We start from the raw sequence: 24,297 nt of genomic DNA, 5'->3' as shown, positions 1-24,297 counted from the left end.
AGCCAGCCTACCGGCGTTGTCCCCCGGCGCACGCCGCGCAGCCCCGGCGACTGAGCTGGTACCCGCGCGCGACCGGTCGTGCCGTGCGTGGCTCGTCCGCGCACGGCACGACGTAAGCCCCCGACGCGCGCCAGCGCGTCGGGGGCCTAGGCGTGCGGAGCCGCTCGCGGCTCCGCACTCGAACGTGGGTGAGGCCCCGACCTCGGTCGGGGCCTCACCCACGTTGCGCTATTGAGTTAGTTCGCTGCCTGCTCGGCCTTGGTGTAGTCATGGTCACCAGCGACCATTTCAACCACGGCAACCAGGTCGTACACGTGATCGTGGCCGTAGAACTGTCCGGCGACCTTCACCGGCCCCCGCCACGTCTGCGCGTGCGCCGCGCGGATATCCAGCCCGCCGTCCGGCGTGCGCGGAATCGGCATATCTGGGATGTCGCAGGTAATCGCCTCAATCGCCGTGGCGTATCCGGCCGGGCTGTAGCCGCGCCGCAATCCGGAATCGCTTACCCAGGTCGCGGCGTCGGGGTAGACGGTTTTCCACGCCTGGCAGAACACACTGACCGCCTCGGCGGTCGGCCCGTCCTCCCAAGCCGTTATCACGGTGAACCAGCCGCGCGGGGCCGAACGCACCGACCAGCGGACGCCGGGCCACTCCGCTTGGAGGGCTCGTTTCCACAGCTTCGCCGCCTCGGGAATCTCCATCATTGGCGCTGCTCCTTTCTCCGGTGTCGCGGCCTGTTTCAGGACAGAATCCGGTCGGCGTGGGCGGCGAGTGTGTTGATGATCTTCTGCCAGCTCTGCGCCTTGATCTCGTCGGTGCGGCTGGAAGGGCTGGCAATCAGAGTCGACTCCGGGTCGGTGACGGCGGGGGTGTCCGGGCCGGACTCGTAGGCGTAGGTCTCGGGGGTGATCGACCACAGCACCCGCCATTGCAAATCCAACCGGCCGAAACCTTCTACCGTGAAACGGGATTGGCCTAGGTACGAATCCACCCGCAGCACGAAACGCAGTGCGATGTGGTGGTGCTCGGCGGACAGGGTTACGTGGTTGACCTGATCACGCCCGCCGACGATATCGGCGGCAGTGATGATCGGCGGAAACTCGGCGCTCCGGTGGTCGTTGCTGGTCATAGCGTTGTGCGTTCCTTCTCGAATTCGTTTGCAGAACAGTGGATTTCGCGGACGGGCGCGGCGGACCGCGCGCGGCTGGCGTGTGCCTGGCCGCGCGCTGGTCAGCGGATCGGGCGAACACGGACGGTCGGATCGGCCAACTCGCGTAACCACCAGTCGCCGTGTACGTCGCAGTAGGCGGTGGACAGCCAGCGCCGTATTCCGTAGCGCTCCCAATCAATCCAGCGGGTCGCGGGCTCCTCGCACTCGTGGCACCCGATCCCGCCGTCCGGCAACTTCCGGTAGTGGGCTTTGTGGCTGGTGTTGGTCTGTCGACCCATGGCGTTCTCTCCTGCTCGGCCACCTGGGGCGGCGGCCGGGTTTACTCGGTGCCCTCGGGCGCGGTGATCGCAGCGGTGAGGGCGTGGGCTATCTCGATCGCGCGTGTGCAGCGCTGGGCGAATGCCTCGAGCGGTGCGGGATCGACGGCGGCGTTTCCGAAAACCGCACGGGTGCACGCGTTCATGGCCGCAATCCCGTTGCGAGACAAGCTCATCGGGCCACCGGGCGCGGATTGCACTAGCTTGTCCAATTCCTCAAGTAGCGCGCTGATGGCGGCGGTGTCTCTTCGGTGGCCCATGTCATCGGGCCGGGGTGAGCACCTGAAACATCCGTTCCAGAGTGAGCGTGTCGGCATCGGCGGTCTTGCCGGTTACCGCGTTGGTGGTGTTGCGCCCGGCGCGGTCGCCCTGGGCGGGTCGCATGTGGTGCTGCCACGTGTTGACGGCTTGCAGCCAGCCGAAACCGGTTCCCGTCCAAGGCTTTACGCGCTCGTCGGATACCCAGAGCTTTTCGATCTGGCCTCGCTTGTTCTCGGCCCGGGTCCGGGTCGCCTTGGGCGCGTCCTCGTCGGGCATCGGCGCGAAATCGTCCAGCAGCCTGCGGAACTGGGCCGGGCTCACCGACAGATCGCACAGCTTCGCGATATCAGCGGCGAAACCGTCTTCGGCTTCCACCACCATCTGCAACGCCGCGCGGGCGTCCTTGAACGCGAACTGTGACAGTGCGGAGCGGCGGCGTAGCTTCCAGATCCGCCCCGAGCGCTCGGCCTCGTCCAACGCCCACGCGTGGGTGTTGTCGCACACCACAACCTGATTCACCGCCGCGTACGACAGCGGCAACGATCCATCCATCGACGCGCTGGCCAGAATCGAGGTCCGGAAATCGACGCCTTCGGACGTGGTCACAGTGTCGGGGCGTTCGATCTGCACCCACGCGACCGCGCCGCCCTTCAACAGTCCAGCCGACCCGATCCCCAGTGCATCATCCGACACGGCCAAACCGTCCGGGGTCACCAGCGCCGCCAAGCCGTCCAACAGCATTTCCCCGTACTGCATCACCGGGTACTTACTCGAGAACACCCCCAGCGGGCGGCCGGTATCGCTGCGGAAAACCAGCTGCCGGGACAGATCCGCCATCATCGGAAACGGCGACCCCGGCACTTCGACCAGCCGATAACCGGGGTTGGCCGGATCGGCCGGGGTCTCCGGGGTAGCGCCGAACGGCACCGGGTAATGCGGCGGCACCGCCTCCGCGCGCCACCCGAACAGCCTGCGCCGCACATCCGCTACCGGGATATAGCTCGGGTAATGGTTGGGTTCGTCGCCCTGGTGCTCGGCGCGGTAGTGCCATGCGGTGCCGCGCTGATCGGTCATCCCGATAAGGGTTTGCGTGTTCAGCCATTCGCTGGTCTCGCGAGACATGAGTTTTGCTCTCCTACAGTGTTTTTCGGCGCGCTCGACCGGCCCGCCGCGCCTGGTTCGGGCGGGCCGGTGTCGCGATAGGTCGTGCGGTTGGGTGTTGGTTTGGTCAGGCTGCGGCGGCGAATGCCTGGGCGGCGAGTGCCTTTTGCTCCTCGCGCTGGGCCTTGTGCTTGGCGCGCAGGGCTTCGATGTCGATATCGGCCAAATCCAGATGTCCGGCCGTGACCTGCTCGACCGGTTCCAACCGGTGGCCCTGGTCGGCCAGATGGCGCAGGTAGCGGCGGTAGCCCGGCCCGTCACCCCAGAACCCATCGGTCTTGGCCCGCCAATGGTCTTGTTCGATCCGGGCCTCGTGCGCGCCGAGTACCAGCCCGTAAACCAGTACTAGGCTTCGCTTTTCGGAGGCGTCCTCGTTGTGCTTGCACGCCTTGTCACGGTCGCCGAAGTTCAGCAACTCCAGCGCCCCCGACTGCGAACGATGCCGGTTCAACAGATCCGGCTCGAGCAACAGCGCCTCCGCGATGAACGCAGCGGCATCACTGGGCAGGGTCTTGCGGGTGAGCAACTGCGCCACGAACACGCACCGCTCCTCTTTCGCCGCCGTGCCCTCGATGTTGAGCGCGATAACCCGCTGCCGCTCGCGGGTGTCCTCCGCGCGCTTCTCCTCGGCGACACGACGCGCCTCCAACGCCGCGATAGCGGCTTCCCCTGCCGCACGCCGGGCTTCCTCGGTTGCTGCCTGCTCGGTAGCGTCCTGGCCGCCCTCCGTGGGCTCCTCGTCCTCCCCCGCCTCGCTGGCGTCCTCGCCCTGCTTGGGCTCCTCGTCCTCGCTGGCGTCCTCAGCGGTGTCGGGGACCATGATCAGGCCGGGCGCGATCTCCTCGGCTACGACCAGCCCGGACGCTTCCAGGTTCTCGACCGGTAGCCAGTACTCGGGCTGCCAGCTGCTTTCCAGAGTGATGCTGTCGAAATGCCGCAACCCCTCATAAGCCGCGCTGCTGCGGTCGTGGCGGGTCTCCCAGTCGATTTCATCGAAGTCGACCGGCTCGCCGGTCTCGGCGTCGACTGCCACCGATTCCGGGTACTGCTCCAGATACATAGACCACAGCCCCGGCGCGGCGTCCACCACTTCGGGAGTGACCTCCCCGCCCTCGGCGGTTCGCAGTTCCTCGGCGCGCAGGTACTCGCCATCCGGCAATTCCGTTCCGGCGGAACCGGGTTCACGGATCACGAACGAAAATCCGCGCTGGGCGTAGGCCAGCGATGCACGGAACTGTTCGGCGATCCGGGCGCGGTCGGCCGCGATCCTGCCTGCTTCGACCGCGAACCCCTCGGCGGACACACTCATGAGCCGTGACACTGCGTCGACATCCCCGGCCTGTTCGTACTCCGCGATCACGGCGGCCTGTTCGAAACTGAATTGCCCGGAATCCACCGCATCCATAGCCACGCCTGAATCGACCGCCGCGAGTGCGGCTTTCACCTCGTCGCGCTTGGCGGAAGTGTCACGCACGATCCGGGCCACGCTCGCCCCGTACAGCGACATCTGAGCCCACCGGTTCGCACGCTCCCGATCGGTGTAATCGGTGCGGCGGTCGTTGGTGTGCATCTCGGCCGCGATGGTCTGAATCATCGCCTCGGACTCGTTCCCCATCATGCCGCGCACGACGATCGGAACCTTTCGGCCGGTCAACTGTGCGGCCAGCACCCGGCGTCGGCCACGCGCGACCCGGTAGCGGCCCTCGGCTCCGGGGTAGACCGTCACCGGTTCCAGCACACCCCACGCCCGCACGGACTCGACCAATTCGGGGTCGTTGTCCAGGTCGTAGCGGGATTCTCCCTCGGGAACCTCGAAGTCCAGTTCGCCCGGATCGACTTCGGCTGTCCGGAAGTCCTCGGGCTGCTCCTCGACCAATTCGGCGTCGTAGACGACCTCGGCCGATTCCAGCGCGGGCGAGTCGACCACGGCCACCTCACCACCGGCGACGGCGCTGGTATCGGTGTCGGGAACCTCGGTGTTGTGGGTGTTGGTCATGTCGGTTTCGGTGCCGTGAGTCATGGTCTTCGCTTTCTGTGAAGAGTGAGAGATCGGCGCGATATCCGACGCGCCTTTTCAAGTGGTGTTGTGCCGCACGGAGAATTGGTCAGTGCGTGTCCGGCCGACCGGCGGAGCGGAGTCCGCCGAATCGGTGCGGTGTTCGGGGTGTCACGCGGTAGCGTCCGTGGGTGCCTCGTCGGGCTGGGAGTCGCGGACCAGGTTCACCGGCCCTAGATGCATCCCGTAGGCACCGGCGCAGACGTGCCAGTTCTTGCCCTTCCAATCCGGGTACAGCTGCTTGAACCGCTCCACGGTTTCCGGCATCAACTCCGATACCGGCCCGGCGTGCTCGTTGCGGCGCTTCGCGTTGTACTCGCTGCGCGTCAAAACATCGGTAGTGCTCATCGTGAGATCGCCTCCTGACTGCTAGTGCGGCCCCCACCTGACCGCCCGTTCTTTTTGCCCTTCCGGCGAAAGAGATTTCGGGCCGGGAGATCCGTCGGGGCGCAACCCCTGTCCGAAAAATTCCGACGAGCAGCGCGAGCTGGCCCCTTGGGGGCGGAAATTTTCGGGAACAGGGGTTGACGAACCGCCGGATTCCCGGCCCAAAATCGCGAAGCCGGAAGGGAAAAAAGATAAAGAGAATTCAGCGAAACGCCCAGCGTTAATCAAGTCCGGCGACGTAGGAGCCGGTCATTTCGGGCGTTTTCCATCAACGGCGGGAACCGTCGCTTTCGCCGCAGCCCCGAGAAGGCGAGAATCTACGCTGCGGGGTGGCGAACCCTCGATTGAAGACAACCCCGGGGCGCGGCCCTGCGGGGGTCCTTGATGTGTCGCGTTAAACGGCTACAGGGGCATTTCAAACCTGAGTCGCCGCCTTTGGCGGCAAGCCCCCTGGGGCCTTTGCCTCCGAGGGGGCGGGCCAAAACGCCGGCCCCGCGGGCCGTCCGTGCGCTGGCAGCGCTCGCTGACATAGTGAATGGCACAGCCTATTGGCGTCGTGCGGAAGCAAAGGCGAACTAGTTGAATTGGAGTTGCTGCGCGGGAGTCGCTTACGCGACCAGGGAAACAGCTTGGAGCCGGGCAGCGATGTCGTCCGGAATTTGGACGTCAAAGTCATCCGGTGCGTTGATGACGAACCGAACACCGGCGTCGACCAAGAGTTTCCTCTTGCCTTGCTCGTCCGCCATTTCCCAGGCATCGCGATATTTCTGACCAGTGTCGGTATACGCCCATCCAGAAGGACGGCTCGGCTTAGACTTAAGCTCGTTTCTACGAGCTACGAGACGCGCTTTGCGAGAAAGATAACCTTCTTCGTCCTCGTCGTCCCATCCGAGGGACGTATCACGTTCATTCTCCAGCCGTGCAATAGCTGCACGGACCCGCGCCAACTCCTCGGCGTGATCTTCTCCCGGAGTCCACGATTTGGTGGCGACATTGATATCGCCAACTTCTTGCAGAAAGACCCGTTCAACAATTTCCTCGACCTCGGCAGCCTTTTTACTGACACCGGGGCACGGTTTTTCTTGTCGCTGATTGGTACATCTGTAGTACCTATATCGTGGTGCCTCATCTTCACCCCGGAACGTTGCAACATGTGTTGCCGAGGCTTCGCAGCGGCCACAGAAAGTAACTCCCAGAAGTGGCGATGCGCCATACTTCCGATAGGGAGAACGTCGGCGCTCGTTGATCGCCGCCTGAAGGGTGGCCCATTCCTCGCGATCGAAAACAGGGTCGGCAATGATGAGCGGAGAACCGTCCGGGTTGAACATAGGCTTCGTCTTGTGCAGTTTCTGCCCCAGCAATGCCGGGGAAGACAACAGGTAGGAAACTGATGAAGGTGACCAAACTTCGCCAACGCCGTTCTTGATCGGCTGCTCGATGGACAAGCGCCACCGGTCTTTAGCAGTAAGCTCTTTTCGAGCATTCAGTTTGGTGCAAACACCTTTGATTGTGTCGCCGCCCTCAACCATCCAGCGTCGCATCTCGTGAAGAACCGAGACCATATACTCATCGAGCTGGAGCACCTTTCGGGGTTTGCCATCCAAAATTATCTTCGTCGTCACGTAGCCATAGGTCGGCACTCCGCCGGGCCACGCCCTGGTGTAGCGTCGAGTTTCATGGCTCTCAGTGATACGCGCACGAATACGCGCTAGTTCCTTGGACGGGCCGAGCGCTTTTGCATGGGCGATCAACCTACCCTCGGGCGTGCGAAGATCGAGCGAAGGATCATCGAGAACGACGAGCGTCTTTCCCCATTCAAGAACCTTGAATACGAACGCCAAGAAATGTATGTCATTTCGGGATAGTCGGTCTTGGGTTGTCACCCATAGCTCATCCCAGCGGTCGCGCCCTTCCTCGTTCAACCACTGACCGAGCTTCGGGCGGTCGAACATGTCGACACTGCCGGAGACCGAGCGATCAACTGCGTGACCGACGACGGTCACAGCACGCGACCGCGACTCCTCTTCGCGGCGCAACTCCAGTTTGGCGTGCTGCCTCTCGATCGAGTCGGTGGACCGCTCCTTGCGATCGAGGCTGATCCGCTCAGCGTAAAGCACGTTAACCATGGTTAGGGAGTATCGTCGCAGGTCAGAGCGTTTGTCAAACGGGGGGCATGGGTTCGCCCATACCCATGAAGACGATATTGGACAGGCGGCCCGGACCGCCGGCGACCTCACCGTCACGCAACGCGGCCGCGGCGGCGCGCACCTGGTCGACGATCTCGGCGGTGGACAGGTTGCGGTTCAGTCCGCCCTGACCCGTCGCGCAGAACGGGCACGCCATACCGCACCCGGCCTGCGAGGAGATGCACAGCGTGTTGCGGTCCGGATACCGCATGAGCACCGACTCGAGCAGGGTGCCGTCATTGGCCTTCCACAGCGACTTGCGGGTGGTGCCGTCGTCGCATTCGATGTGGCGGAGTTCGGTGAGCAGCCGCGGGAACAGCGCCTCGGCGACCTTGGCGCGCATGGCTTCCGGCAGATCGGTCATCTGCTCCGGATCGGCCACCAGCCGGCCGTAATACTGCCGCGCGATTTGATCGGCCCGGAACTTCGGCAGTCCGAGCTCCTCGACCACCGCCTTGCGCTCCTGCGAATCGAGGTCGGCGAGATGCCGCGGGGGCATGCCACGACGAGGGGCGTCGAAAACGAGGGGCAAGGGGGTAGTCATAACCCGTCCAGTGTACGTACCGGCATTTTCCGGGTTCGCCACCGGCCGGATCGGCGCGACTGACATAGGCTGCACATCGTGCACGATGAAGTCTCGCTCCAGATGGCGGCCCCGGCCGAGCGGATCTGGGAACTGGTCAGCGATGTCACCACGGTCGGGCGTTTCAGCCCGGAGACCTATGGCGCCGAATGGGTGGGCGGCGCGAGCGGCCCGGTGGTCGGGGCCAAGTTCCGCGGCAAGGTCGATCGCAATGGGTGGGGTCTGAAGTACTCGACCGTGTGCCGCGTCATCGCGGCCGAGCCGGGTCGCGAATTCGCGTTCACGGTCCTCGGCCCCCGCGGCATGAAGATGAACACCTGGCGCTACCGGTTCGAACCCAATGCCGAGGGCACCCTGGTCACCGAATCGTTCCGCCTGCACGAACCGCTGCGCCTGTACTGGCTGCTGGCCGGCTGGACGCGCGGCAAGACCAACCGCGAGGGCATGCGCAAGACCCTCGAAAACCTCAAAGCCGAGGTCGAATCGGCGCGCTGACGCCGCCCGCCGCCCCGCTTCCGGGTTCGCGCCGAAACGCGGGTTCGAGCCCCCGGGGCGCACCGCGCTCGTCACATACGATCTTGCTATGACTACCGCCGTGCCAGCCTCGGGAGCGGACCCGACCCCGAGTCAAGGCAATTCGAAGCACAAGGGTCAGGGCGCGCTCGAGACGCGCGCCGGATATGCCTGGGTCGGCCTGGTCATCGCGGCCCTCATCGGCATCGCGCTGCTGGTGTTCATCCTGCAGAACCTCGAACAGGTCAATGTGACGGCCTTCGCCTGGGATTGGAATCTGCCGCTGGGCGTGCTCGTGCTGCTGTCGGTGATCGCGGGCGCGCTGTTCACCGCCCTCATCGGCGGCTACCGCATCCTGCAACTGCGGCGCGCCGCCAAGAAGGCGACGTAACTCGAGAAGGCGACGTAGCTACAAAGGCGACGCGGCTACAGCAGCGCGGTCAACACCAGCCAGGCGACGAACGCGGACGGCAGCATGGAGTCGAGACGATCCATGATGCCGCCGTGGCCGGGCAGCAGCGTCCCCATGTCCTTGATGCCGAGCTCCCGCTTGATCTGCGATTCGATCAGGTCACCGCTGGTGGCGACGAGCACCAGGCCCACACCCAGCAGCACGCCGATCATCGAATTGGCTTGCAGCAGCAGCGTCACCGTGAGCAGACCGCCGATCACACAGAACACCAGCGAGCCGCCGAAGCCCTCCCAGGACTTCTTCGGGCTGATGTGCGGCACCATCGGATGCTTGCCGAACAGCACCCCCGCCACATACCCGCCGACATCCGAGCAGACCACCAGGATCATGAAGGTCAGCACCCGCAGATTGCCGTCGTGCTGCGACAGCATGAGCACCGCGAACGCGGCCAGCAGCGGAATCCAGATCAGCGTGAACACCGAGATCGCGGTGTCGCGCAGGTAGTTTCGCGGTGTCGCGCGCAAACCGTGGTCGAACAGCCGCCACACCATGAGCGTCAGCGCCGTCGCGCCGAACGCGCCCAGCACCCCCTGCGGACCCCACGGCCAGGCCAGCCACACGATGGCCTGCCCGCCGAGAATCAGGGGAATGCGCGGGACCAGCACATCGGCCTCGCGCAACCGCTTGGTCACCTCCCAGGTGGCCACCGCGATCGCCACCGCGATCACGCCGACGAGCACCTTGGGCGCCCACAGCAGAATCGCGATGAGGGACAACCCGAGCCCGAATCCGACCGCCAGCGCGGCAGGTAGATTGCGGCCCGCCTTGGACGCCGGCGCGGCGGCCGCGCCCTGGCCGGAGTCCGCCGCACTGCCCGACTCGGCGGCGCCGTCACCCGGCCCCGCCACCCCGTTGCCCGATTCCGTGGTGCCGTTGCCCGGCAGCGCCGAACCGGCGCCCGGCGCCACCGAACCACCTGCCGCCGAACCACTGCCCGGCACAGCCGAATTCGTGCCCGCCGAATGCACCGTCGGCGCGGTGGTTTCCTCCGGCGCCTCGCCGGTGGCGGCAGTCTCTTCGGCCACGATTGTCCCGTCGCTCACTTGTCGTCCGTTCGTCCCTACCCCCGGCCGAAGATCGGCCGTCCTAGACCTCGAGCAGTTCGGCTTCCTTGTGCTTCACCAGCTCGTCGACCTGCGCCACGTACTTGGCCGTGGTCTTGTCGAGTTCCTTCTCGGCGCGCCCGACCTCGTCCTCGCCGGCCTCGCCGTCCTTCTGGATGCGGCCGAGCTCGTCCATGGCCTTGCGGCGCACATTGCGGATCGAGATCTTGGCGTCCTCGCCCTTGGACTTGGCCTGCTTCACCATCTCCCGGCGCCGCTCCTCGGTGAGCTGCGGGATGGCGACGCGAATGATGTCACCGTTGTTGGTGGGGTTCACGCCCAGATCCGAATTGCGGATGGCGGTTTCGATCGGCTGCATCTGCGCCTGCTCGTACGGCTTGATGACGACCATGCGCGGCTCGGGCACCGTGATCGAGGAGATCTGGGTGATCGGCGTCGGCGAACCGTAGTAATCGACCACGATCCGCGAGAACATGCCCGGATTCGCGCGACCGGTCCGAATCGAACCCAGGTCGTCCTTCACCACCGAGACGGCCTTCTCGAATTTTTCCTCGGCGTCGAAGAGCGCTTCTTCAATCACGGCGATTCCTCCACTGCGTCATCGTTCTTGTCTCGGTCATGACCGGACCAGCGTGCCGATCTTCTCACCGGCGACCGCACGGGCGATATTTCCCTTGGTCAACAGATTGAACACCAGCATGGGCATCTGGTTGTCCATACACAGGCTGAAGGCGGTGGCATCGGCGACCTTGAGACCGCGCTCCAGCGCTTCCTTGTGGGTGATCTCGGTGAACATGGTGGCGTCGGGGTCCTCCCGCGGGTCCGCGGTGTAGACGCCGTCGACGGCCTTGGCCATGAGCACCACTTCCGCGCCGATCTCCAGCGCGCGCTGGGCGGCGGTGGTGTCGGTGGAGAAGTAGGGCATGCCCATGCCTGCGCCGAAGATCACCACGCGGCCCTTCTCCAGGTGCCGCCGGGCGCGCAGCGGCAGGTACGGCTCGGCGACCTGGCCCATGGTGATGGCGGTCTGCACCCGGGTGTCGATGCCCTGCTTCTGCAGGAAGTCCTGCAGCGCAAGGGAATTCATGACGGTGCCGAGCATGCCCATGTAGTCGGAGCGGGCCCGCTCCATGCCGCGCTCCTCGAGCTCGGCGCCGCGGAAGAAGTTGCCGCCGCCGATCACGACCGCGACCTGCACGCCTTCGGAGACCACCTCGGCGATCTGCTCGGCGACCATCTGCACCACATCGGGATCGAGACCCACCCGGCCGCCGCCGAACATCTCGCCACCCAGCTTGAGGAGCACTCGGCGATAGCCCTTGCGATCTGGGGCGGTATCCGGGTCCGTCATCGGTCTCCTTGTCTCGGCGGTGCAACGAGCGTCTGGTGGGGCAATGTGCGCGGGCACATGAAAAGACCATCCCGGCCGACGAATTGCACGGGACGGCAACAAAGCTTCATCTATCCTGCCTCACGACCGGCCGCGCCGGTGAGGCGACCCTCGATAGCGCCTCCCGATTCGTGACAATTCGACCGAACAGTCTCGAAATCATTCCGCCGCCAGCAGGGCGGCGATTCGCGCCGCCGCCTCCGGCGTGGCGGGCACCTGCACCACCATCAGCAGCGACGGGTTCTCCACCGGGCGCACCTGGAAGACCTCCAGCTCGATCAACCCCGCCTCCGGATGCCGCACCCCGATGGTGGCCGGACGAAAGCGGCGTACGGGATATTCCGACCACCAGCGCCGGAATTCCGGGCTCTCGGCAATGAGCCCGGCCACCAGGGCGGTCAGCCGGGGATCGCTCGGACGGCGACCCAGGGTGTCCCGCAATTGGCTCAGCACCGCCAGCGCCGCACCCTCCCAATGCGCCATGCGCATGCGATTCGTCTTGTCGGTGAACATCATCCAGAGCAGATTGCGACGGTCGGCGAGCAACGCGAGCGGATCGTCGCGGACCCGGACGTAGGCCCGATTCCACGCCAGATAGTCGAAATCCTCGCCGTAGATGCTGGCCGGATTGGGCATGACGGCGTCCACGAGCCGCTGCAGCCGGGCCTGGTCGACGCTCCGGCGACGATCGTCCGGTTCGGACAGTCCGGCCAGAAAACGCAGGTGGCGATGCTGGTCCGCATCCAACCGCAGCGTCCGCGCCAGCGCGTCGATGACCTGGCGGCTCGCCTCCACCTCCCGCCCCTGCTCGAGCCAGGTGTACCAGGTCAGACCCACGCCCGAGAGTTCGGCGACCTCCTCACGGCGCAGGCCCGGCGTGCGGCGGCGGGCCGGATCGCCGTACGGCGCGAGACCCACGTCCCCGGGCTGCAGCCGCGCCCGCTGCGCGCGCAGGAACCGGCCGAGCTGCAGATGCCGCGACGGTTCGACCGCACCGTCCGCGTCCGCCTCCCCGTCCGGGACCGAATTGCCATCGGCACTTACCATTTCGGCCTACCCCTGTACAGATGCCTGCCTAGCAGTATGGCCACCAGGACAGCAGCATGCGGGAGTTCCTACCGTCGAATGCAGATCGACACGACTGGAGCGGAACATGAGCAATCCACGCGGACCGGTACTGGTCATCGGAGCAACCGGACGGCAAGGCGGCGCCACCGCCCGCGCCCTGCTCGACAAGGGCTGGCCGGTGCGGGCTTTCGTGCGCGACCCGGACGCGCCCGCGGCACAGCGGCTGCGCGCGGCGGGCGCGGAACTGGTCACCGGCGACCTCGACGACGAGGGCTCGCTGCGCGCGGCCATGGACGGCGTCTACGGCCTGTTCCTCATGCTGACCATGATGGAGGGCGTGCACATCACCCGCGACGCCATCGCGGCCGAGGAACACCGCGGCCGCACGGTCGCCGAGGTGGCCGCCAAGAGCGGCATCTCGCATCTGGTCTACAGCTCGCTGCGCGGTGTCGGCTCGGGCTCGGGCATCGAGTACTACGACGCCAAGGAGCACATCGAGGACCATATTCGCGCACTCGACCTGCCCGCCACCATGCTGCGGCCGGTGTCGTTCATGGACAACTTCGCGACCTACAACCGGCCCACCCGCGACGGCGATCACCTGGTGCTGGCGCTGGCGGTGCCGCCGCAGCAGCCGATGCCGCTGATCGCCATCTCGGACATCGGCCGCTACGCCGCCGTCGTGTTCGAGCAGCCGGAGAAGTTCCTGCACCGCACCGTCGACCTCGCCGGCGACAACCCGACACCGGTGCAAATCGCCGAAACCCTGGCGCGCGCAGCCGGTTTGACCCCGCGCACGGTGCAGGTGCCGGTCGAGCAGATCAGCGCCTTCGACGAGCAGGTCGGAAAGATGTTCGCCTACTTCAACTCCCATCCCGAACCGCCCGTCGACGTCGCCGCCCTGCGCGCCGACCTGCCCGATCTGCTGTCCCTGGAGGCGTGGGTCCGCGCCACCGGCTGGAAACTCTGAGGAGCGCGATGACCGACGGATTGCTGCTCCCGCCCGGCGTCGGCGACAAGGTGCAGGCCGGAATGACCTTGAAGGTCGGCGAGTCCAACTCCGATGTCTGGTCGGCCTTCGAGGCCGAGGTGAACCCGGGCTTCGATGTGGGCGCGCACTGGCACGGGCACGCGGAGGAGATCTTCTACATCGTCGAAGGCGAACTGCAGCTGCTGGCCTTCCATCCCGCGGCCCGGGCCGTGGGCGACTGGCTCACCTGGGAAGCCGACGACGGCGCCACCGTCTACCGCGGCGGCCCCGGCAGTTTCATGTACGTTCCCGCCGGCTGCCCGCACGCCTTCTTCAACCCGACCTCGCAGACCGCCAGGATGCTGTTCCTGGTCAGCCCCGCCGGCCACGAACGCTATCTGCGCGAGCTCTCGGAATTGATCATGTCCGGTACCGCGACCCCCGAGGACGTGGCCGAACTACGCCTGAAGCACGACATCCACCAGCTCACCCCGCTCCAGAACCGGCCCGTGGACTGACGGCAGGTCCGAACGGAAAAGGCCCCTCGCGCATCGGAATCCGATGGGCGAGGGGCCTTTTCGAGCTGTCAGGCGATTACGCCTGGCCGACCTCGAAGCGGGCGAAGCGGGTGATGGTGACACCGGCCTCGTCCAGCTGGGCCTTGACGGTCTTCTTGGAGTCGGTGACCGAAGCCTGCTCCAGCAGCACGACGTCCTTGTAGAAGCCGTTGACGCGGCCTTCGACGATCTTCGGCAGCGCGGCCTCCGGCTTGCCCTCTTCCTTGGCGGTCGCCTCGGCGATCTCGCGCTCCTTGGCGACGAGCTCGGCCGGGACGTCCTCGCGGGTGAGGTACTTGGCCTTGAGGGCGGCGACCTGCATGCCGGCGGCGCGGGCGGCCTCGGCATTGTCACCGGTGTACTCGACCAGGACGCCGACGGACGGCGGCAGGTCGGTGGCACGCTTGTGCAGGTAGACGGTGGTCTGGCCGTCGAACGACGCGACGCGGCGCAGCTCGAGCTTCTCACCGATCTTGGCGGCCAGCTCCTGCAGCACCTGGTCGGCGGTCTTGCCGTCGACCTCGACCGCCTTCAGGGCGTCCAGGTCGGCCGGGCGGGCCTTCGCGGCGGCGGCCACGATGGCGTTCGCGACGTCCTGGAACTCCTGGTTCTTGGCCACGAAGTCGGTCTCGGAGTTGATCTCGATCAGGACGCCGTCCTGCGAGACGACCAAGCCCTCGGCGGTGGCGCGCTCGGCGCGCTTGCCGACATCCTTGGCGCCCTTGATGCGCAGGAACTCGACGGCCTTGTCGAAGTCGCCCGCGTTCTCCTCGAGCGCCTTCTTGCAGTCCATCATGCCGGAGCCGGTGAGCTCGCGGAGCCGCTTCACATCGGCGGCGGTGTAGTTCGCCATCTCGGGCGAGCCTCCCTGTGTGAGTGAAAGTCTGTGGGGGTCACACCTTGCCGACCGTCATCGAACATGAACGGTCGGCAAGGTGAACAGATGCCTTGCGGCGGTGGATCAGAAGTCGGCCGGGGTCTTGGTGGCCGGGTCTTCCTTCAGCTCCGCCTCGGCGGCGGTCTCCACGGGGGCCTCGGCCTCGGCGGCCGGGGCAGCCTGGGCCAGCAGCTCCTGCTCCCACTCGGCGAGCGGCTCGCCGGCGCCGGCCTCGGGCTTCGAGTCACCGGCGGCACGCGAGGCACGAGCCTGCACGCCCTCGGCGACCGCGGAGGCGACGACCTTGGTCAGCAGCGCGGCCGAACGGATGGCGTCGTCGTTGCCCGGGATCGGGTAGTCGACCAGGTCGGGATCGCAGTTGGTGTCCAGGATCGCGATGACCGGGATGTTGAGCTTGCGCGCCTCGCCGACGGCGATGTGCTCCTTGTTGGTGTCGACAACCCAGATGGCCGAGGGCACCTTGGCCATGTCCCGGATGCCGCCCAGGGTGCGCTCCAGCTTGTTCTTCTCACGCGTCAGCATGAGGATTTCCTTCTTGGTGCGACCCTCGAAACCGCCGGTCTGCTCCATCGACTCCAGCTCCTTGAGGCGCTGCAGCCGCTTGTGGACGGTCGAGAAGTTGGTGAGCATGCCGCCCAGCCAGCGCTGGTTCACGTAGGGCATGCCGACGCGGGTCGCCTCGGACGCGATCGACTCCTGGGCCTGCTTCTTGGTGCCGACGAAGAGGACGGTGCCGCCGTGGGCAACGGTCTCCTTGACGAACTCGTAGGCCTTGTCGATGTAGGTCAGCGTCTGCTGCAGATCGATGATGTAGATGCCGTTGCGGTCGGTGAAGATGAACCGCTTCATCTTCGGGTTCCACCGGCGGGTCTGGTGACCGAAGTGCGCGCCGCTGTCGAGCAGCTGCTTCATTGTTACGACAGCCATGGCTCCGTAACTTCCTCTCGTTGCTGGTTGACACAGGAATCGGCGATTCCTGCCCTGGCGCTCACGGCCACCGGAACCCTCCGAGAAAAATTCAGGGGGACCAGCCGGCGACACTCACGGTGGGCGCGCGAAGTCGGTTCGCGTTCACGCAAACCGCTGACCCAGTTTACGCAGCGGGGCCCGCAGACCGAAATCGGGTCCGGAGTCGGCGATATTCGACTGCGCCGCCGCAGGTCAGCGGCCTACGGTGGAGTGGTGCTGCAGACCGAACGGCTGACGCTGACACCGGTGAACTCGCGCGATCACGACGCGTTGGCGCGGCTGTGGCGGACGCCGGAAGTTCGCGAATTCCTCTTCGACGGGGAGACGCTCGGCGATGCGGACGTGACGCGGATCATCGCCAATTCCGAAAAGGATTTCGCCGCCGCGGATTTCGGATTCTGGACAGTGCGGGAACGCGAGACGGGAATTCTGGTCGGCACGGCCGGGCTGCGGCGACTGGACGGCGGGCCGGAATTGGAGGTCGTCTACAGCCTCGACCCCGAGCATTGGGGACGCGGGTTCGCGGGCGAGGCCGCGGCGGCGGTGGTGGCCTATGCCTTCGAGAAGCTCGGAGCGGCTCGTGTCCTCGCGGAAGTCGATGCGGGCAACGCGGCCTCGATCGCGGTGATCGAGCGATTGGGTATGCGGCCGTTCGCGACCGTGCCCGGCGCACTCGGGCTCATGTGGCACTACGCGCTCGCGAATCCGGCTCACGCCGCCGACACCGCGTAGGCGAACGCGATTCCCAGGGCGGTCGCCACCACCGCCGAGATCGTGCCGGCGAAAGCGGTGATGGAACGTCTTCCATTGCCCCAGTTGCCTTTTCGATGCGAATGTAGAACAGCGCCCCGCCGCACGCACACGACGGTGACGACGGCGAGCGCCGCGATCGCGACCACGGCGAGGATGACGACCGGCCGGTATTCGCTGGTGGCGGCGGCCCGGACGAACAACAGCAGATTGGCCATGCACCCGATGGCAGTGCGCCGCCAGGCAAGGGCGGTGCGCTCCGCGGCCAAGCCCTGCGCAGTGGCGACCGAATCCTGCGGAGTGGCGGCCAAGCCCTGCGGGGCGGCGGGGAGGTTCTCCGGGGTGACCGGGCGGTCTGACGGTGGCGTCACGACAGCAGCAGGCCGACGCTGGCCAGGACCGCGATCACGGCGATGCCGGCGGCGAGAATGGGGACCATGACCGTGCGCGGCAGGCGGTCGCCGCGCTCCATCGCCGATTGCACGTGCCGCCAACGGCCGTACGCGCCGACCGCGATGACGGCGGCCAGCACCAGGCAGCTCATCGCGACGGCGCTGCGCAAACCATGGTGCCGAAACGGACGAACCAGTTCGTGCACAGCAACACCACCCGCGAGCAGCCCCAGAGCGGTGCGCATCCACGCCAGGAAGGTGCGTTCATTGGCCAAGGTGAAGCGGTAGTCGATTGGCTGCGGGTCGGTGCGCGCGGGTTCTTGGCGTGGGGGTTCTTGGCGTGGGGGTTCTTGGCGCGGCGATTCCTGACCCAGGCCTTCCTGACGCGAGCCTTCGCGGTGTGGGGGTTCGTGGTGCGGATCGGCGTGCGGGGAGCTCATCGCGGTTTCCTCCCGGCGTTCGAGTGGCTATGGCTTCGGTGGCAGTAAGTCGAGCGGGAGTAGCTCACGCGGCGTCAACTCGAGTGGCAACTATGCGGGTGGAAGTAACTCGAGTGGCAGCGGCTCGAGTGGCAATGCGGTTGTTCACAATCGGTCGTGTCTTCCACACTCGCCGGACACGGTATCCCGGCGGGGTGTTCGAGGGCGCACGCTGATCTCATGCGCCCGAATCCGACGAGCATTTTCCCTGCGACAGCTCTCGCGATACTGTGCCCGGCCGTCCTGGCGGCGCCGGGTGCGGCCGCGCCCGCCGGCGAATTCGCGTGGCCGCTACAGCCGCGCCCGGCTGTGGTGCGGGCCTTCGACAAGCCCGAACACGATTGGCTGCCAGGGCATCGCGGGGTGGATCTGGCGGGTGGGTCCGGTCAGTCGGTGCTGGCGGCGGGTGACGGGGTGGTCGTCTTCGCGGGGACCGTCGCCGGTAAGCCGGTCGTCTCGGTCGACCATCCGGGTGGGCTGCGCACGACCTACGAACCGGTCGCCGCGGCGGTCCCGGTGGGGCGCAGGGTGATTCGCGGGTCGCCGCTGGGCGTCCTGGAACCCGGCCACCAGCCCTGCTCCCCCTGCCTGCACTGGGGTGTCCGCCGCGACCGCGAATACCTCGACCCGCTGGCGCTCGTGCACCACACGCCCGTGCGCCTCAAACCCCTCACCCAGGAGCCCGCTCATGCGTGAACACGCGCGAATCCGAGACCACAGTCACCTCACGTCGCCGGATCGGCGAGGGAAGGATGGAATCATGCACCAGCAGCCCGCCGTCCCCTTCAGCTACGCCGACGTCGGCGCGACCGCGGGCGAATTCCCGCCCGGCTACGACCATTTCCGGCTGCGCCGCCGCATCGGCTCCGGCCGCGATCTCTTCGAGCAGGCGGGCGAGCAGATCCGCGTCTACCGCATGCAGCGCGGCACCGGCATCTTCCAGCAGGCCACCACCCCCGTCGCCGAGCCCGGCACCGAACTCACCGTCCGCCTCGGCCTGGGCCCCCTCGGCATCGAAGCCCCCTGCCGAGTCGTCTACGTCCTCGACGAGCCCAACCGCCGCGGCTTCGCCTACGGCACCCTCCCCGGCCACCCCGAAAGCGGCGAAGAACTCTTCGCCGTCGAATACGACCCCACCGACGACGCGGTCTACGCCCTCGTCTCCGCCTTCTCCCGCCCCGCCACCTGGTACGTCCGCCTCACCGCCCCAGCCGTCCGCCTCATCCAACGCTGGTTCGCCACCCGCTACATCAACACCCTCCGCCCCCACTGACCCGCGAATCCCGACGCCATCAATGGCTCGGTCCCCGACGATGACGAAGCCTCGCTGGAAGCCCGTGCGCGGCGGGGTCTTCGATCTGCTTCCACGCCCCTTCGGCCACCGACGCCCGCAACCACGTGGCGCCGGGTCCGGTAGCTGACTGGCGAGCGACATCGTGGGTACCCGGGCGACATGGACCGGTTCTTGCGCATCTACATGAACGACCAGCTCGCCATGGGGGTGCTGTGGCGGCAGCTGGCTCGGCGCACACGCGACGAAAACCGCGGCACGGCGGCCGAACCGGCGCTGCGGAAGGTGGCAAGCGAGATCGCCGAGGACGTCGAGACCTTCCGCGACATCATGCGCCGGCTCGGATTGAAACCGAACCCGGTGAAGGCAGGGCTCGTGATCGGCGGGGAACGGCTGGCACGGCTCAAGCCGAACGGCCGTCTCACCGGCTACTCCCCGCTGAGCAGGTTCACCGAACTCGAATTCCTGGTGATGGGAATCGAAGGCAAGAAACAACTGTGGACCACCCTGCGCGACATCGCCGGACTCGGTCGCCGCCTGCCCGAGATCGATTTCGACGAGTTGATCGAACGCGCCCAGCACCAGCGCACATCCTTGGAACCGCTCCGAGCGAGCGCCGGGGCGCAGGCCTTCGGAACCGAAAACTCGCCCCTGAGCGCCGATTCGGACAGCGCGGACACCGAACCGTAGGACTATGCGCCCGAGCGCCGGGCAGAAGGAGAAGCGATGCCAAGCTTGCGCAGCCCCCGCGCCGCAGTCGGCGGCCACCCACGACAGCACCAGCCCGGCCGTCCACCGATCCGCGCTCACCGAGACGCTCGTCTGTTCCGCAGCGCCACGACACCATCGGCGTGCGTCGGGAAGCAGCCGGCGGTGCGGACGGTGTGGTCGTCATGAGCACCGATCGATCCCATAGCGGCTACCTCGCGACCTTGATGATGTACGGCCTCACGGTGGCCGCGGTGGCGATCCTCAGCAGGATCACCGGTCGGAGACTTCCCGAGCGCACGAGCGTGCTGGATCTGGTGACGACCGCCGTCGCCGCGCACAAGCTCTCCCGCACCGTCACCAAAGACGCCGTGATCGCGCCGCTGCGTGCTCCGTTCACGCAGCCGGCAGGCGACGGCGGCCCCGGCGAGGTGATGGAACAGCCCAAATCCGACGACGGCGTCGCCCACAGCATCGGCGAGCTGCTGACCTGCCCGTTCTGCTTCGACGTCTGGGCGGTCACCGCTTTCACCGTCGGCCGCGTCTTCGCTCCCCGGGCAACGCGCCTGATCGGCGAGTCTTTCGCCGTGCTCGCCGGGGCGGACTTCCTACACCTTGCCTACGCCAGGGCCCAGCAGCTCGCTGTGCAGTAAAGCAGGGCCGCGGCGTCACTGAGTAACTCGCGTGGGTGTCAGTGCGGGTCGAGGTGGGCGGCGAGGGTGGCGGCTTCGGCTCGGAGGTATGCGGCGCGGTCGGCGCCGCCGGCCAGGGAGTCGTATTCCGTTGCGGCGCTGAGGCGCTCGCCGATTTCGGTGCGGACGATGCCTTCGATGTCGGCCTCGGTCAGCTCGCGGCGGGTGGCTTCGGCGGTGCCGAGCCCGACGGAGCTCGCTTCGATCGCCCCAGCGCGGGCACCGGCACCGTCGACAGCCTCGGCATTGTCGATCGCACCGAGCGCCGACCGCAGGGCCGCGGCAGCGGCCCGGTCACGCGCCTTCATGGCAACGGGAAGTGCGGCGCGCAAGCGCTCACGCAGCGGAGTGCCCTCGTTCGATCGGTCGGTCATAGGTACCGACGCTACCGAACCGGCCGCGCGTGGACGATCGTCGCCGGTACGGCTCGAGTCGGCGGCGAGGTTCTAGACGCCTGCGGGAGCGGCCTTTTCGGCTTCGGCGAGGTCGGATTTCCAGCGCCGGAAGCCTTCTTCGGTGCGGCCGCGACGCCAGTAGCCGGAGATGGAGGAGGCCCATTCGGCGGGGACGGCGCGTTCCTTGCGGATGTAGGGGCGCAGCTCGTGCATGACGGCTTGGGCTTCGCCGTGAATGAAGACCTGCACCTGGCCGGAACGCCAGGGAGCGGATCGAACGGCCGAGGACAGGTGCCGGCCGGGTTCGGTGTCGCCGCGGTGAATCCAGGTGAGCTCCACGCCTTCCGGATGCGCGAAGGCGAGTTCGTCGGCGGGCCCCTCGACCTCGACGAAGATCTGGCCCACCGCGTCGGTGGGCAGCGACTCCGCGGCCGCGGCGATGGCGGGCAGGGCGGATTCGTCGCCGGCCAGCAGATACCAGTCGGCATCGGCGCGCGGGGCGAAAGCGCCACCGGGGCCGAAGAGATCGATGGTGTCGCCCGGTTGGGCACCGGCGGCCCACGGGCCCGCGACGCCTTCGTCACCGTGATAGACGAAGTCGATGGCGATCTCCTGCGCCGCGCGATCCACCTCGCGCACGGTGTAGGTGCGCGTGGTGTCGCCCTCGGGCCCGGGGAACAGCAGTTTGACGTAGGCGTCGGTGAAGTCGTTGGGCTGGAAGGCCGCGAAGCCGGGCCCGCCGAGGCGGACTCGGATCAGGTGATCGGTCAGCCGGATCGCGTTCTGGACCACCAGCGTGATGCGTGTGCGTGCCAAGGGGCCACCTCCATAATTAGGATTACCTAAGTGACGCTAGCACGAATTCCGATAGCTCGTCGATAAGGTTTTCGATACTTCACCGAGCAGGCGCACCGGCCGTTCGACCACAGTCGGCCACGAGGGTGGCCAGCGCCGCGGCCAGCCGATCTATTCCCGGCCCGGGCGGACCGCCCGGCGCGGGCAGATAGAGATCGCGGCGGATCTCCACCATCAACGCCGCCACCCGCGGCTCGGTGCCGTAGCACTCCAGCGGCACATAGGTGCCCGCGAACGGGCTGTTGACGCCGACGCCACCGAACCCGACGAACGCCCCGGCCGCGCGGGTGAGCAATTCCGGCGGAGTGTGAAAAGCGTCCACGCCCAAGCAGATCGACGGACGCGGTCCGTCACCGTGCAGCTCATAGGGCAGCGCTTCGGCGGGATAGGAATGCACGTCGATGATCACCACGCGGCCCACCGCCGCCAGCCGGTCAGCGACGAGCGCCGCCATGGCCCGCGCATAGGGACGAAAATAGCGCTCCAGCAGTGGCTCCGGATCGAAATCCGGTGCGCGCAAAGGCTTCCGGTCCGTCGTGGCGGTGTAGACCGCGCCCATGCCGACCGCCAGCATCTCCTCCCGCTCGTCGGGAAATCGTTCGGGATCGACCACCAGGCGCGAGAGCCCGTTCACGAACTGCCAGGGCCGCAGCGCCGACCGGTCTGCCGCCAGCCCGGCCAGCCGCGCGGTGTGGGCATCGGTGATCGCGTCGAGTTCCCGCTCGAGCGCCGGATCGTCGAGCAGCAGATCAGCCCGCACATCAGCCGGGATCGCCCGCGCGGAATGCGGAACATGCAGCACCACCGGCGAATCGGCCGCACCCGCCACCACCTCGAACGATCCGGGAACAGGCATCTCGCTCATTCCGCCATCATGGCCGAGACCGCGAACAGCCTCGGCCCGCCCGAGGTCAGGGCGATGTCAGGCGCGCGGGTGGGCTTGATCGTGCACCTTCTTGAGCCGCTCGATGGACACATGCGTGTACAGCTGGGTGGTCGCCATGCTGGCGTGCCCGAGGATCTCCTGCACCACACGCAGATCGGCCCCGCCTTCCAGCAGGTGGGTGGCGGCCGTGTGCCGGAAGCCGTGCGGGCCGATATCGGGTGCGCCGGGAATCGCGGAAACCACCTCGTGCACAACCGTTCTGGCCTGGCGCGGATCGATCCGCCGACCGCGCCGGCCCAGCAGCAGCGCCCGCCCGGACTCCGGCGTCGCCAAGGCCGATCGGCCGAACCGCAGCCAGGCTTCCAGCGCCTGTTCGGCCGGTCCGCCGAACGGCACCGCCCGCTCCTTGTTGCCTTTGCCGAGCACCCGCACCAGCCGCCGTTCCCGGTCCACATCCTCGATGTCGAGACCGCACAGCTCGCTCACCCGGATGCCGGTGGCGTAGAGCATCTCCACGATCAGCCGGTCCCGCAGCGCCATCGGATCCTGTTGCGCGGCACCGGATTCCGCCGCCTCCATGGCGGCCCGCGCCTGTTCCCGGCCCAGCACCGACGGCAGCACGCGATGCGCCCGCGCCGACCCCAGCCGCGGCCCCGGATCCACCGCCAGCCGTCCCGTATGCGTCAGCCATGCGGTGAATGTCCGCGCCGAGGACGCCCGCCGCGCCATGGTGGTGCGGGCCGCGCCCGCGCTAGCCTGCGCCGCCAGCCACGAGCGCAGCAACGCCAGATCCACCTCCCCCACACCGGAATCCACCGCCCGGTTCAGCAGGTGGTGCAACAGCCCGCGCGCATCGCCGACATACGCCCGCACCGTGTGCTCGGACCGGTTGCGCCCCAATCGCAGATGCCGCCCGTACTCGGCCAGCAATGCCTCCAGGTCCTCGGGCAGCTCACTCATTCCCCCACGCTGGCCCGAATTCGCGCCCATGGCAAGCGCCCTCGCCGCGCGCCAGGTCAGCCGTCGATGCGGGCGACGGTCTCGGCGACCCGTTCCAGATGCTCGGCCATGGCCCGGCGCGCCTCCTCGGGCGAGCGCGCCTCGATGGCGCGCACGATGGCCGCGTGCTCGCGATCGGAGTCCGCGCGGCGGTCCTGGGTGCGGTTGAGGAACTCCGACTGGACGTCGAGCGCGCGGCGGGTATCGGCGACCATCGAGGTCAGCATCTTGTTTCCGCTGGCCGCGGCGATGGCGGTGTGCAGTTCGCCGTCGCGGCGGACCCATTCGGCCGGATCGGTGGTGGCGGCCAGGGTGTCCAGGAGGGTGAACAGCTGGTTCAGCTGCTCGGCCGTATGCCGCTCGGCGGCGAACCCGGCGGCGGGAATCTCGACCAGACGCCGCGCCTCGATGAGATCCTCCGCGTCGATGCCGGCGAAGGTCAGTCGCGTGTTCTCCTCGGTGGAGATGACGAAAGTGCCTCGGCCACTGCGGGTTTCGGTGAGCCCGAGAATGGCGCAGGCTTGCAGCGCCTCCCGCACCACCGGCCGGCTCACCCCGAATTCCTTGGCCAGGGCGATCTCGCCCGGCATGCGGTCGCCGACCGCGTACTCACCCCCGGTGATCAAGCTCTTGAGTCGGCGAAAGACGGCTTCGGTAGCGCCGATGCGCTGCACTCTTCCCTCTTCGACCGTCACGCGACCAGTATGGGCGACCCGGCTCGAGGCACGCAAAACGCTCGTCCGGTGTGGCGCCGACCGCGTCGCCGTCGACCATTGACAGCCGATGTGACGCCGGTTACGGTTCACCTGTCTTACAGCCTGACAGCC

At 67.2% G+C, this 24,297-nt stretch carries 30 protein-coding genes and 1 pseudogene; 9 read left to right on the top strand and 22 right to left on the bottom strand.

The features are described 5' to 3' along the window. Nucleotides 1-236 precede the first annotated feature (236 nt). The 9 genes and pseudogenes from D7D52_RS16915 to D7D52_RS16880 form a co-directional block, all read right to left on the bottom strand. Entirely contained in the window at nucleotides 237-704 is a 468-nt protein-coding gene (locus D7D52_RS16915; protein WP_120737614.1) for an LPD29 domain-containing protein, read from the bottom strand. A 35-nt stretch (nucleotides 705-739) separates the two neighbouring features. Then, nucleotides 740-1,129 carry a hypothetical protein gene (locus tag D7D52_RS16910; RefSeq protein ID WP_120737612.1) on the bottom strand — a complete coding sequence of 130 codons (390 nt, stop codon included), beginning with the start codon at nucleotides 1,127-1,129 and terminating at the stop codon, nucleotides 740-742. 101 nt (nucleotides 1,130-1,230) lie between these two features. After that, nucleotides 1,231-1,449 (bottom strand): hypothetical protein, encoded by a 219-nt coding sequence (locus D7D52_RS16905; RefSeq protein ID WP_120737610.1) that lies wholly within the window; start codon nucleotides 1,447-1,449, stop codon nucleotides 1,231-1,233. Between the two features lie 41 nt (nucleotides 1,450-1,490). Then, a complete protein-coding gene (locus D7D52_RS37805) occupies nucleotides 1,491-1,664 on the bottom strand; it encodes a hypothetical protein (RefSeq protein WP_162958356.1) in 174 nt (57 codons plus the stop codon). Between the two features lie 85 nt (nucleotides 1,665-1,749). Then, the gene (locus tag D7D52_RS16900; protein WP_120737608.1) at nucleotides 1,750-2,871 is read right to left on the bottom strand and encodes a DUF932 domain-containing protein; all 1,122 of its coding nucleotides are present in this window, start codon (nucleotides 2,869-2,871) and stop codon (nucleotides 1,750-1,752) included. 106 nt (nucleotides 2,872-2,977) lie between these two features. Then, nucleotides 2,978-4,906: a ParB N-terminal domain-containing protein gene (locus D7D52_RS16895; RefSeq protein ID WP_162958355.1), complete on the bottom strand. Its 1,929-nt coding sequence runs from the start codon at nucleotides 4,904-4,906 to the stop codon at nucleotides 2,978-2,980. Nucleotides 4,907-5,077: 171 nt separating this feature from the next. Next, entirely contained in the window at nucleotides 5,078-5,314 is a 237-nt protein-coding gene (locus D7D52_RS37800; RefSeq protein ID WP_162958354.1) for a hypothetical protein, read from the bottom strand. A gap of 647 nt (nucleotides 5,315-5,961) precedes the next feature. Next, nucleotides 5,962-7,479 (bottom strand): recombinase family protein, encoded by a 1,518-nt coding sequence (locus D7D52_RS16885; protein ID WP_120737602.1) that lies wholly within the window; start codon nucleotides 7,477-7,479, stop codon nucleotides 5,962-5,964. Between the two features lie 46 nt (nucleotides 7,480-7,525). Then, nucleotides 7,526-8,083: pseudogene (locus D7D52_RS16880) on the bottom strand (23S rRNA (adenine(2503)-C(2))-methyltransferase RlmN); the annotation flags it as partial. 78 nt (nucleotides 8,084-8,161) lie between these two features. On the opposite strand from D7D52_RS16880, the gene D7D52_RS16875 reads away from it, so the two are divergent. Both D7D52_RS16875 and D7D52_RS16870 read left to right on the top strand, forming a co-directional pair. Then, nucleotides 8,162-8,617 (top strand): SRPBCC family protein, encoded by a 456-nt coding sequence (locus tag D7D52_RS16875; protein WP_120737600.1) that lies wholly within the window; start codon nucleotides 8,162-8,164, stop codon nucleotides 8,615-8,617. Nucleotides 8,618-8,705: 88 nt separating this feature from the next. Beyond that, on the top strand, nucleotides 8,706-9,026 hold the full coding sequence (locus D7D52_RS16870) for a LapA family protein (RefSeq protein ID WP_120737598.1): 321 nt from the start codon (nucleotides 8,706-8,708) through the stop codon (nucleotides 9,024-9,026). 35 nt (nucleotides 9,027-9,061) lie between these two features. Here D7D52_RS16870 and D7D52_RS16865 read toward each other — a convergent pair whose 3' ends face one another. The 4 genes from D7D52_RS16865 to D7D52_RS16850 all read right to left on the bottom strand — a co-directional run bounded on the left by D7D52_RS16865 (nucleotide 9,062) and on the right by D7D52_RS16850 (nucleotide 12,608). Continuing rightward, a complete protein-coding gene (locus tag D7D52_RS16865; protein WP_120744176.1) occupies nucleotides 9,062-9,955 on the bottom strand; it encodes a phosphatidate cytidylyltransferase in 894 nt (297 codons plus the stop codon). Between the two features lie 238 nt (nucleotides 9,956-10,193). After that, a complete protein-coding gene (gene frr / locus D7D52_RS16860; RefSeq protein WP_120737596.1) occupies nucleotides 10,194-10,751 on the bottom strand; it encodes a ribosome recycling factor in 558 nt (185 codons plus the stop codon). Nucleotides 10,752-10,787: 36 nt separating this feature from the next. Continuing rightward, nucleotides 10,788-11,522, bottom strand: coding sequence for a UMP kinase (pyrH, locus tag D7D52_RS16855; RefSeq protein ID WP_120737594.1), 735 nt, complete (start codon nucleotides 11,520-11,522; stop codon nucleotides 10,788-10,790). A gap of 198 nt (nucleotides 11,523-11,720) precedes the next feature. Continuing rightward, the gene (locus tag D7D52_RS16850) at nucleotides 11,721-12,608 is read right to left on the bottom strand and encodes a helix-turn-helix transcriptional regulator (RefSeq protein ID WP_120737592.1); all 888 of its coding nucleotides are present in this window, start codon (nucleotides 12,606-12,608) and stop codon (nucleotides 11,721-11,723) included. 106 nt (nucleotides 12,609-12,714) lie between these two features. Here D7D52_RS16850 and D7D52_RS16845 point away from each other — a divergent pair, with 106 nt between their 5' ends. Both D7D52_RS16845 and D7D52_RS16840 read left to right on the top strand, forming a co-directional pair. Further along, nucleotides 12,715-13,599 (top strand): NmrA/HSCARG family protein, encoded by an 885-nt coding sequence (locus D7D52_RS16845; RefSeq protein WP_120737590.1) that lies wholly within the window; start codon nucleotides 12,715-12,717, stop codon nucleotides 13,597-13,599. 8 nt (nucleotides 13,600-13,607) lie between these two features. Beyond that, on the top strand, nucleotides 13,608-14,117 hold the full coding sequence (locus D7D52_RS16840) for a cupin domain-containing protein (protein ID WP_120737588.1): 510 nt from the start codon (nucleotides 13,608-13,610) through the stop codon (nucleotides 14,115-14,117). A 76-nt stretch (nucleotides 14,118-14,193) separates the two neighbouring features. Here D7D52_RS16840 and tsf read toward each other — a convergent pair whose 3' ends face one another. Both tsf and rpsB read right to left on the bottom strand, forming a co-directional pair. After that, on the bottom strand, nucleotides 14,194-15,009 hold the full coding sequence (tsf, locus tag D7D52_RS16835; RefSeq protein ID WP_120737586.1) for a translation elongation factor Ts: 816 nt from the start codon (nucleotides 15,007-15,009) through the stop codon (nucleotides 14,194-14,196). Between the two features lie 108 nt (nucleotides 15,010-15,117). Then, complete coding sequence (gene rpsB, locus D7D52_RS16830) at nucleotides 15,118-15,981, bottom strand: 30S ribosomal protein S2 (RefSeq protein ID WP_120737584.1); 864 nt, start codon at nucleotides 15,979-15,981, stop codon at nucleotides 15,118-15,120. Nucleotides 15,982-16,236: 255 nt separating this feature from the next. On the opposite strand from rpsB, the gene D7D52_RS37795 reads away from it, so the two are divergent. Continuing rightward, entirely contained in the window at nucleotides 16,237-16,755 is a 519-nt protein-coding gene (locus tag D7D52_RS37795) for a GNAT family N-acetyltransferase (RefSeq protein ID WP_162958353.1), read from the top strand. Here D7D52_RS37795 and D7D52_RS16820 read toward each other — a convergent pair. Then, the gene (locus D7D52_RS16820; RefSeq protein ID WP_162958352.1) at nucleotides 16,734-17,144 is read right to left on the bottom strand and encodes a DUF202 domain-containing protein; all 411 of its coding nucleotides are present in this window, start codon (nucleotides 17,142-17,144) and stop codon (nucleotides 16,734-16,736) included. The two genes, D7D52_RS37795 and D7D52_RS16820, sit on opposite strands and share 22 nt — an antisense overlap. After that, nucleotides 17,141-17,458, bottom strand: a complete 318-nt coding sequence (locus D7D52_RS16815) for a YidH family protein (RefSeq protein ID WP_342775288.1) — start codon at nucleotides 17,456-17,458, stop codon at nucleotides 17,141-17,143. Before D7D52_RS16815 ends, D7D52_RS16820 begins: the two co-directional genes overlap by 4 nt. Nucleotides 17,459-17,824: 366 nt before the next feature. On the opposite strand from D7D52_RS16815, the gene D7D52_RS16810 reads away from it, so the two are divergent. The 4 genes from D7D52_RS16810 to D7D52_RS16795 all read left to right on the top strand — a co-directional run bounded on the left by D7D52_RS16810 (nucleotide 17,825) and on the right by D7D52_RS16795 (nucleotide 20,296). Continuing rightward, on the top strand, nucleotides 17,825-18,340 hold the full coding sequence (locus D7D52_RS16810) for a M23 family metallopeptidase (protein WP_120737578.1): 516 nt from the start codon (nucleotides 17,825-17,827) through the stop codon (nucleotides 18,338-18,340). Nucleotides 18,341-18,404: 64 nt separating this feature from the next. After that, the gene (locus D7D52_RS16805; protein WP_120737576.1) at nucleotides 18,405-18,917 is read left to right on the top strand and encodes a DUF1990 domain-containing protein; all 513 of its coding nucleotides are present in this window, start codon (nucleotides 18,405-18,407) and stop codon (nucleotides 18,915-18,917) included. Between the two features lie 180 nt (nucleotides 18,918-19,097). Then, the gene (locus D7D52_RS16800) at nucleotides 19,098-19,625 is read left to right on the top strand and encodes a hypothetical protein (protein ID WP_120737574.1); all 528 of its coding nucleotides are present in this window, start codon (nucleotides 19,098-19,100) and stop codon (nucleotides 19,623-19,625) included. Between the two features lie 203 nt (nucleotides 19,626-19,828). Next, entirely contained in the window at nucleotides 19,829-20,296 is a 468-nt protein-coding gene (locus D7D52_RS16795) for a DUF1360 domain-containing protein (RefSeq protein ID WP_120744174.1), read from the top strand. A 38-nt stretch (nucleotides 20,297-20,334) separates the two neighbouring features. On the opposite strand, the gene D7D52_RS16790 is transcribed toward D7D52_RS16795, so the two are convergent. The 5 genes from D7D52_RS16790 to D7D52_RS16770 all read right to left on the bottom strand — a co-directional run bounded on the left by D7D52_RS16790 (nucleotide 20,335) and on the right by D7D52_RS16770 (nucleotide 24,165). Continuing rightward, nucleotides 20,335-20,709, bottom strand: coding sequence for a hypothetical protein (locus D7D52_RS16790; RefSeq protein WP_120737572.1), 375 nt, complete (start codon nucleotides 20,707-20,709; stop codon nucleotides 20,335-20,337). A 72-nt stretch (nucleotides 20,710-20,781) separates the two neighbouring features. Beyond that, nucleotides 20,782-21,546 (bottom strand): siderophore-interacting protein, encoded by a 765-nt coding sequence (locus tag D7D52_RS16785; protein ID WP_120737570.1) that lies wholly within the window; start codon nucleotides 21,544-21,546, stop codon nucleotides 20,782-20,784. A gap of 79 nt (nucleotides 21,547-21,625) precedes the next feature. Next, nucleotides 21,626-22,450: an N-formylglutamate amidohydrolase gene (locus tag D7D52_RS16780; protein ID WP_120737568.1), complete on the bottom strand. Its 825-nt coding sequence runs from the start codon at nucleotides 22,448-22,450 to the stop codon at nucleotides 21,626-21,628. 57 nt (nucleotides 22,451-22,507) lie between these two features. Next, nucleotides 22,508-23,431, bottom strand: coding sequence for a tyrosine recombinase XerC (locus D7D52_RS16775; protein WP_120737566.1), 924 nt, complete (start codon nucleotides 23,429-23,431; stop codon nucleotides 22,508-22,510). Between the two features lie 56 nt (nucleotides 23,432-23,487). Further along, on the bottom strand, nucleotides 23,488-24,165 hold the full coding sequence (locus tag D7D52_RS16770) for a FadR/GntR family transcriptional regulator (protein WP_222932836.1): 678 nt from the start codon (nucleotides 24,163-24,165) through the stop codon (nucleotides 23,488-23,490). Nucleotides 24,166-24,297: the final 132 nt, after the last annotated feature.

This window comes from Nocardia yunnanensis (assembly GCF_003626895.1).
Taxonomy (GTDB): Bacteria; Actinomycetota; Actinomycetes; order Mycobacteriales; family Mycobacteriaceae; genus Nocardia; species Nocardia yunnanensis.
The sequence above is the reverse complement of the archived record's forward strand: the minus strand, read 5'-3'. Positions and strand labels throughout refer to the sequence as shown.

Coding starts and splice junctions, on each gene's coding strand:
- D7D52_RS16790 (WP_120737572.1), bottom strand. CDS start 20,709: ATGACCGACCGATCGAACGAGGGCACTCCGCTGCGTGAGCGCTTGCGC.
- D7D52_RS16805 (WP_120737576.1), top strand. CDS start 18,405: ATGCACCAGCAGCCCGCCGTCCCCTTCAGCTACGCCGACGTCGGCGCG.
- D7D52_RS16870 (WP_120737598.1), top strand. CDS start 8,706: ATGACTACCGCCGTGCCAGCCTCGGGAGCGGACCCGACCCCGAGTCAA.
- D7D52_RS16810 (WP_120737578.1), top strand. CDS start 17,825: ATGCGCCCGAATCCGACGAGCATTTTCCCTGCGACAGCTCTCGCGATA.
- D7D52_RS16885 (WP_120737602.1), bottom strand. CDS start 7,479: ATGGTTAACGTGCTTTACGCTGAGCGGATCAGCCTCGATCGCAAGGAG.
- D7D52_RS16800 (WP_120737574.1), top strand. CDS start 19,098: ATGGACCGGTTCTTGCGCATCTACATGAACGACCAGCTCGCCATGGGG.
- D7D52_RS16845 (WP_120737590.1), top strand. CDS start 12,715: ATGAGCAATCCACGCGGACCGGTACTGGTCATCGGAGCAACCGGACGG.
- D7D52_RS16795 (WP_120744174.1), top strand. CDS start 19,829: ATGAGCACCGATCGATCCCATAGCGGCTACCTCGCGACCTTGATGATG.
- D7D52_RS16900 (WP_120737608.1), bottom strand. CDS start 2,871: ATGTCTCGCGAGACCAGCGAATGGCTGAACACGCAAACCCTTATCGGG.
- D7D52_RS16905 (WP_120737610.1), bottom strand. CDS start 1,449: ATGGGTCGACAGACCAACACCAGCCACAAAGCCCACTACCGGAAGTTG.
- D7D52_RS16775 (WP_120737566.1), bottom strand. CDS start 23,431: ATGAGTGAGCTGCCCGAGGACCTGGAGGCATTGCTGGCCGAGTACGGG.
- D7D52_RS16850 (WP_120737592.1), bottom strand. CDS start 12,608: ATGGTAAGTGCCGATGGCAATTCGGTCCCGGACGGGGAGGCGGACGCG.
- D7D52_RS16895 (WP_162958355.1), bottom strand. CDS start 4,906: ATGACCAACACCCACAACACCGAGGTTCCCGACACCGATACCAGCGCC.
- D7D52_RS16840 (WP_120737588.1), top strand. CDS start 13,608: ATGACCGACGGATTGCTGCTCCCGCCCGGCGTCGGCGACAAGGTGCAG.
- pyrH (WP_120737594.1), bottom strand. CDS start 11,522: ATGACGGACCCGGATACCGCCCCAGATCGCAAGGGCTATCGCCGAGTG.
- D7D52_RS37805 (WP_162958356.1), bottom strand. CDS start 1,664: ATGAGCTTGTCTCGCAACGGGATTGCGGCCATGAACGCGTGCACCCGT.
- D7D52_RS16910 (WP_120737612.1), bottom strand. CDS start 1,129: ATGACCAGCAACGACCACCGGAGCGCCGAGTTTCCGCCGATCATCACT.
- rpsB (WP_120737584.1), bottom strand. CDS start 15,981: ATGGCTGTCGTAACAATGAAGCAGCTGCTCGACAGCGGCGCGCACTTC.
- D7D52_RS37800 (WP_162958354.1), bottom strand. CDS start 5,314: ATGAGCACTACCGATGTTTTGACGCGCAGCGAGTACAACGCGAAGCGC.
- D7D52_RS16780 (WP_120737568.1), bottom strand. CDS start 22,450: ATGAGCGAGATGCCTGTTCCCGGATCGTTCGAGGTGGTGGCGGGTGCG.
- tsf (WP_120737586.1), bottom strand. CDS start 15,009: ATGGCGAACTACACCGCCGCCGATGTGAAGCGGCTCCGCGAGCTCACC.
- D7D52_RS16915 (WP_120737614.1), bottom strand. CDS start 704: ATGATGGAGATTCCCGAGGCGGCGAAGCTGTGGAAACGAGCCCTCCAA.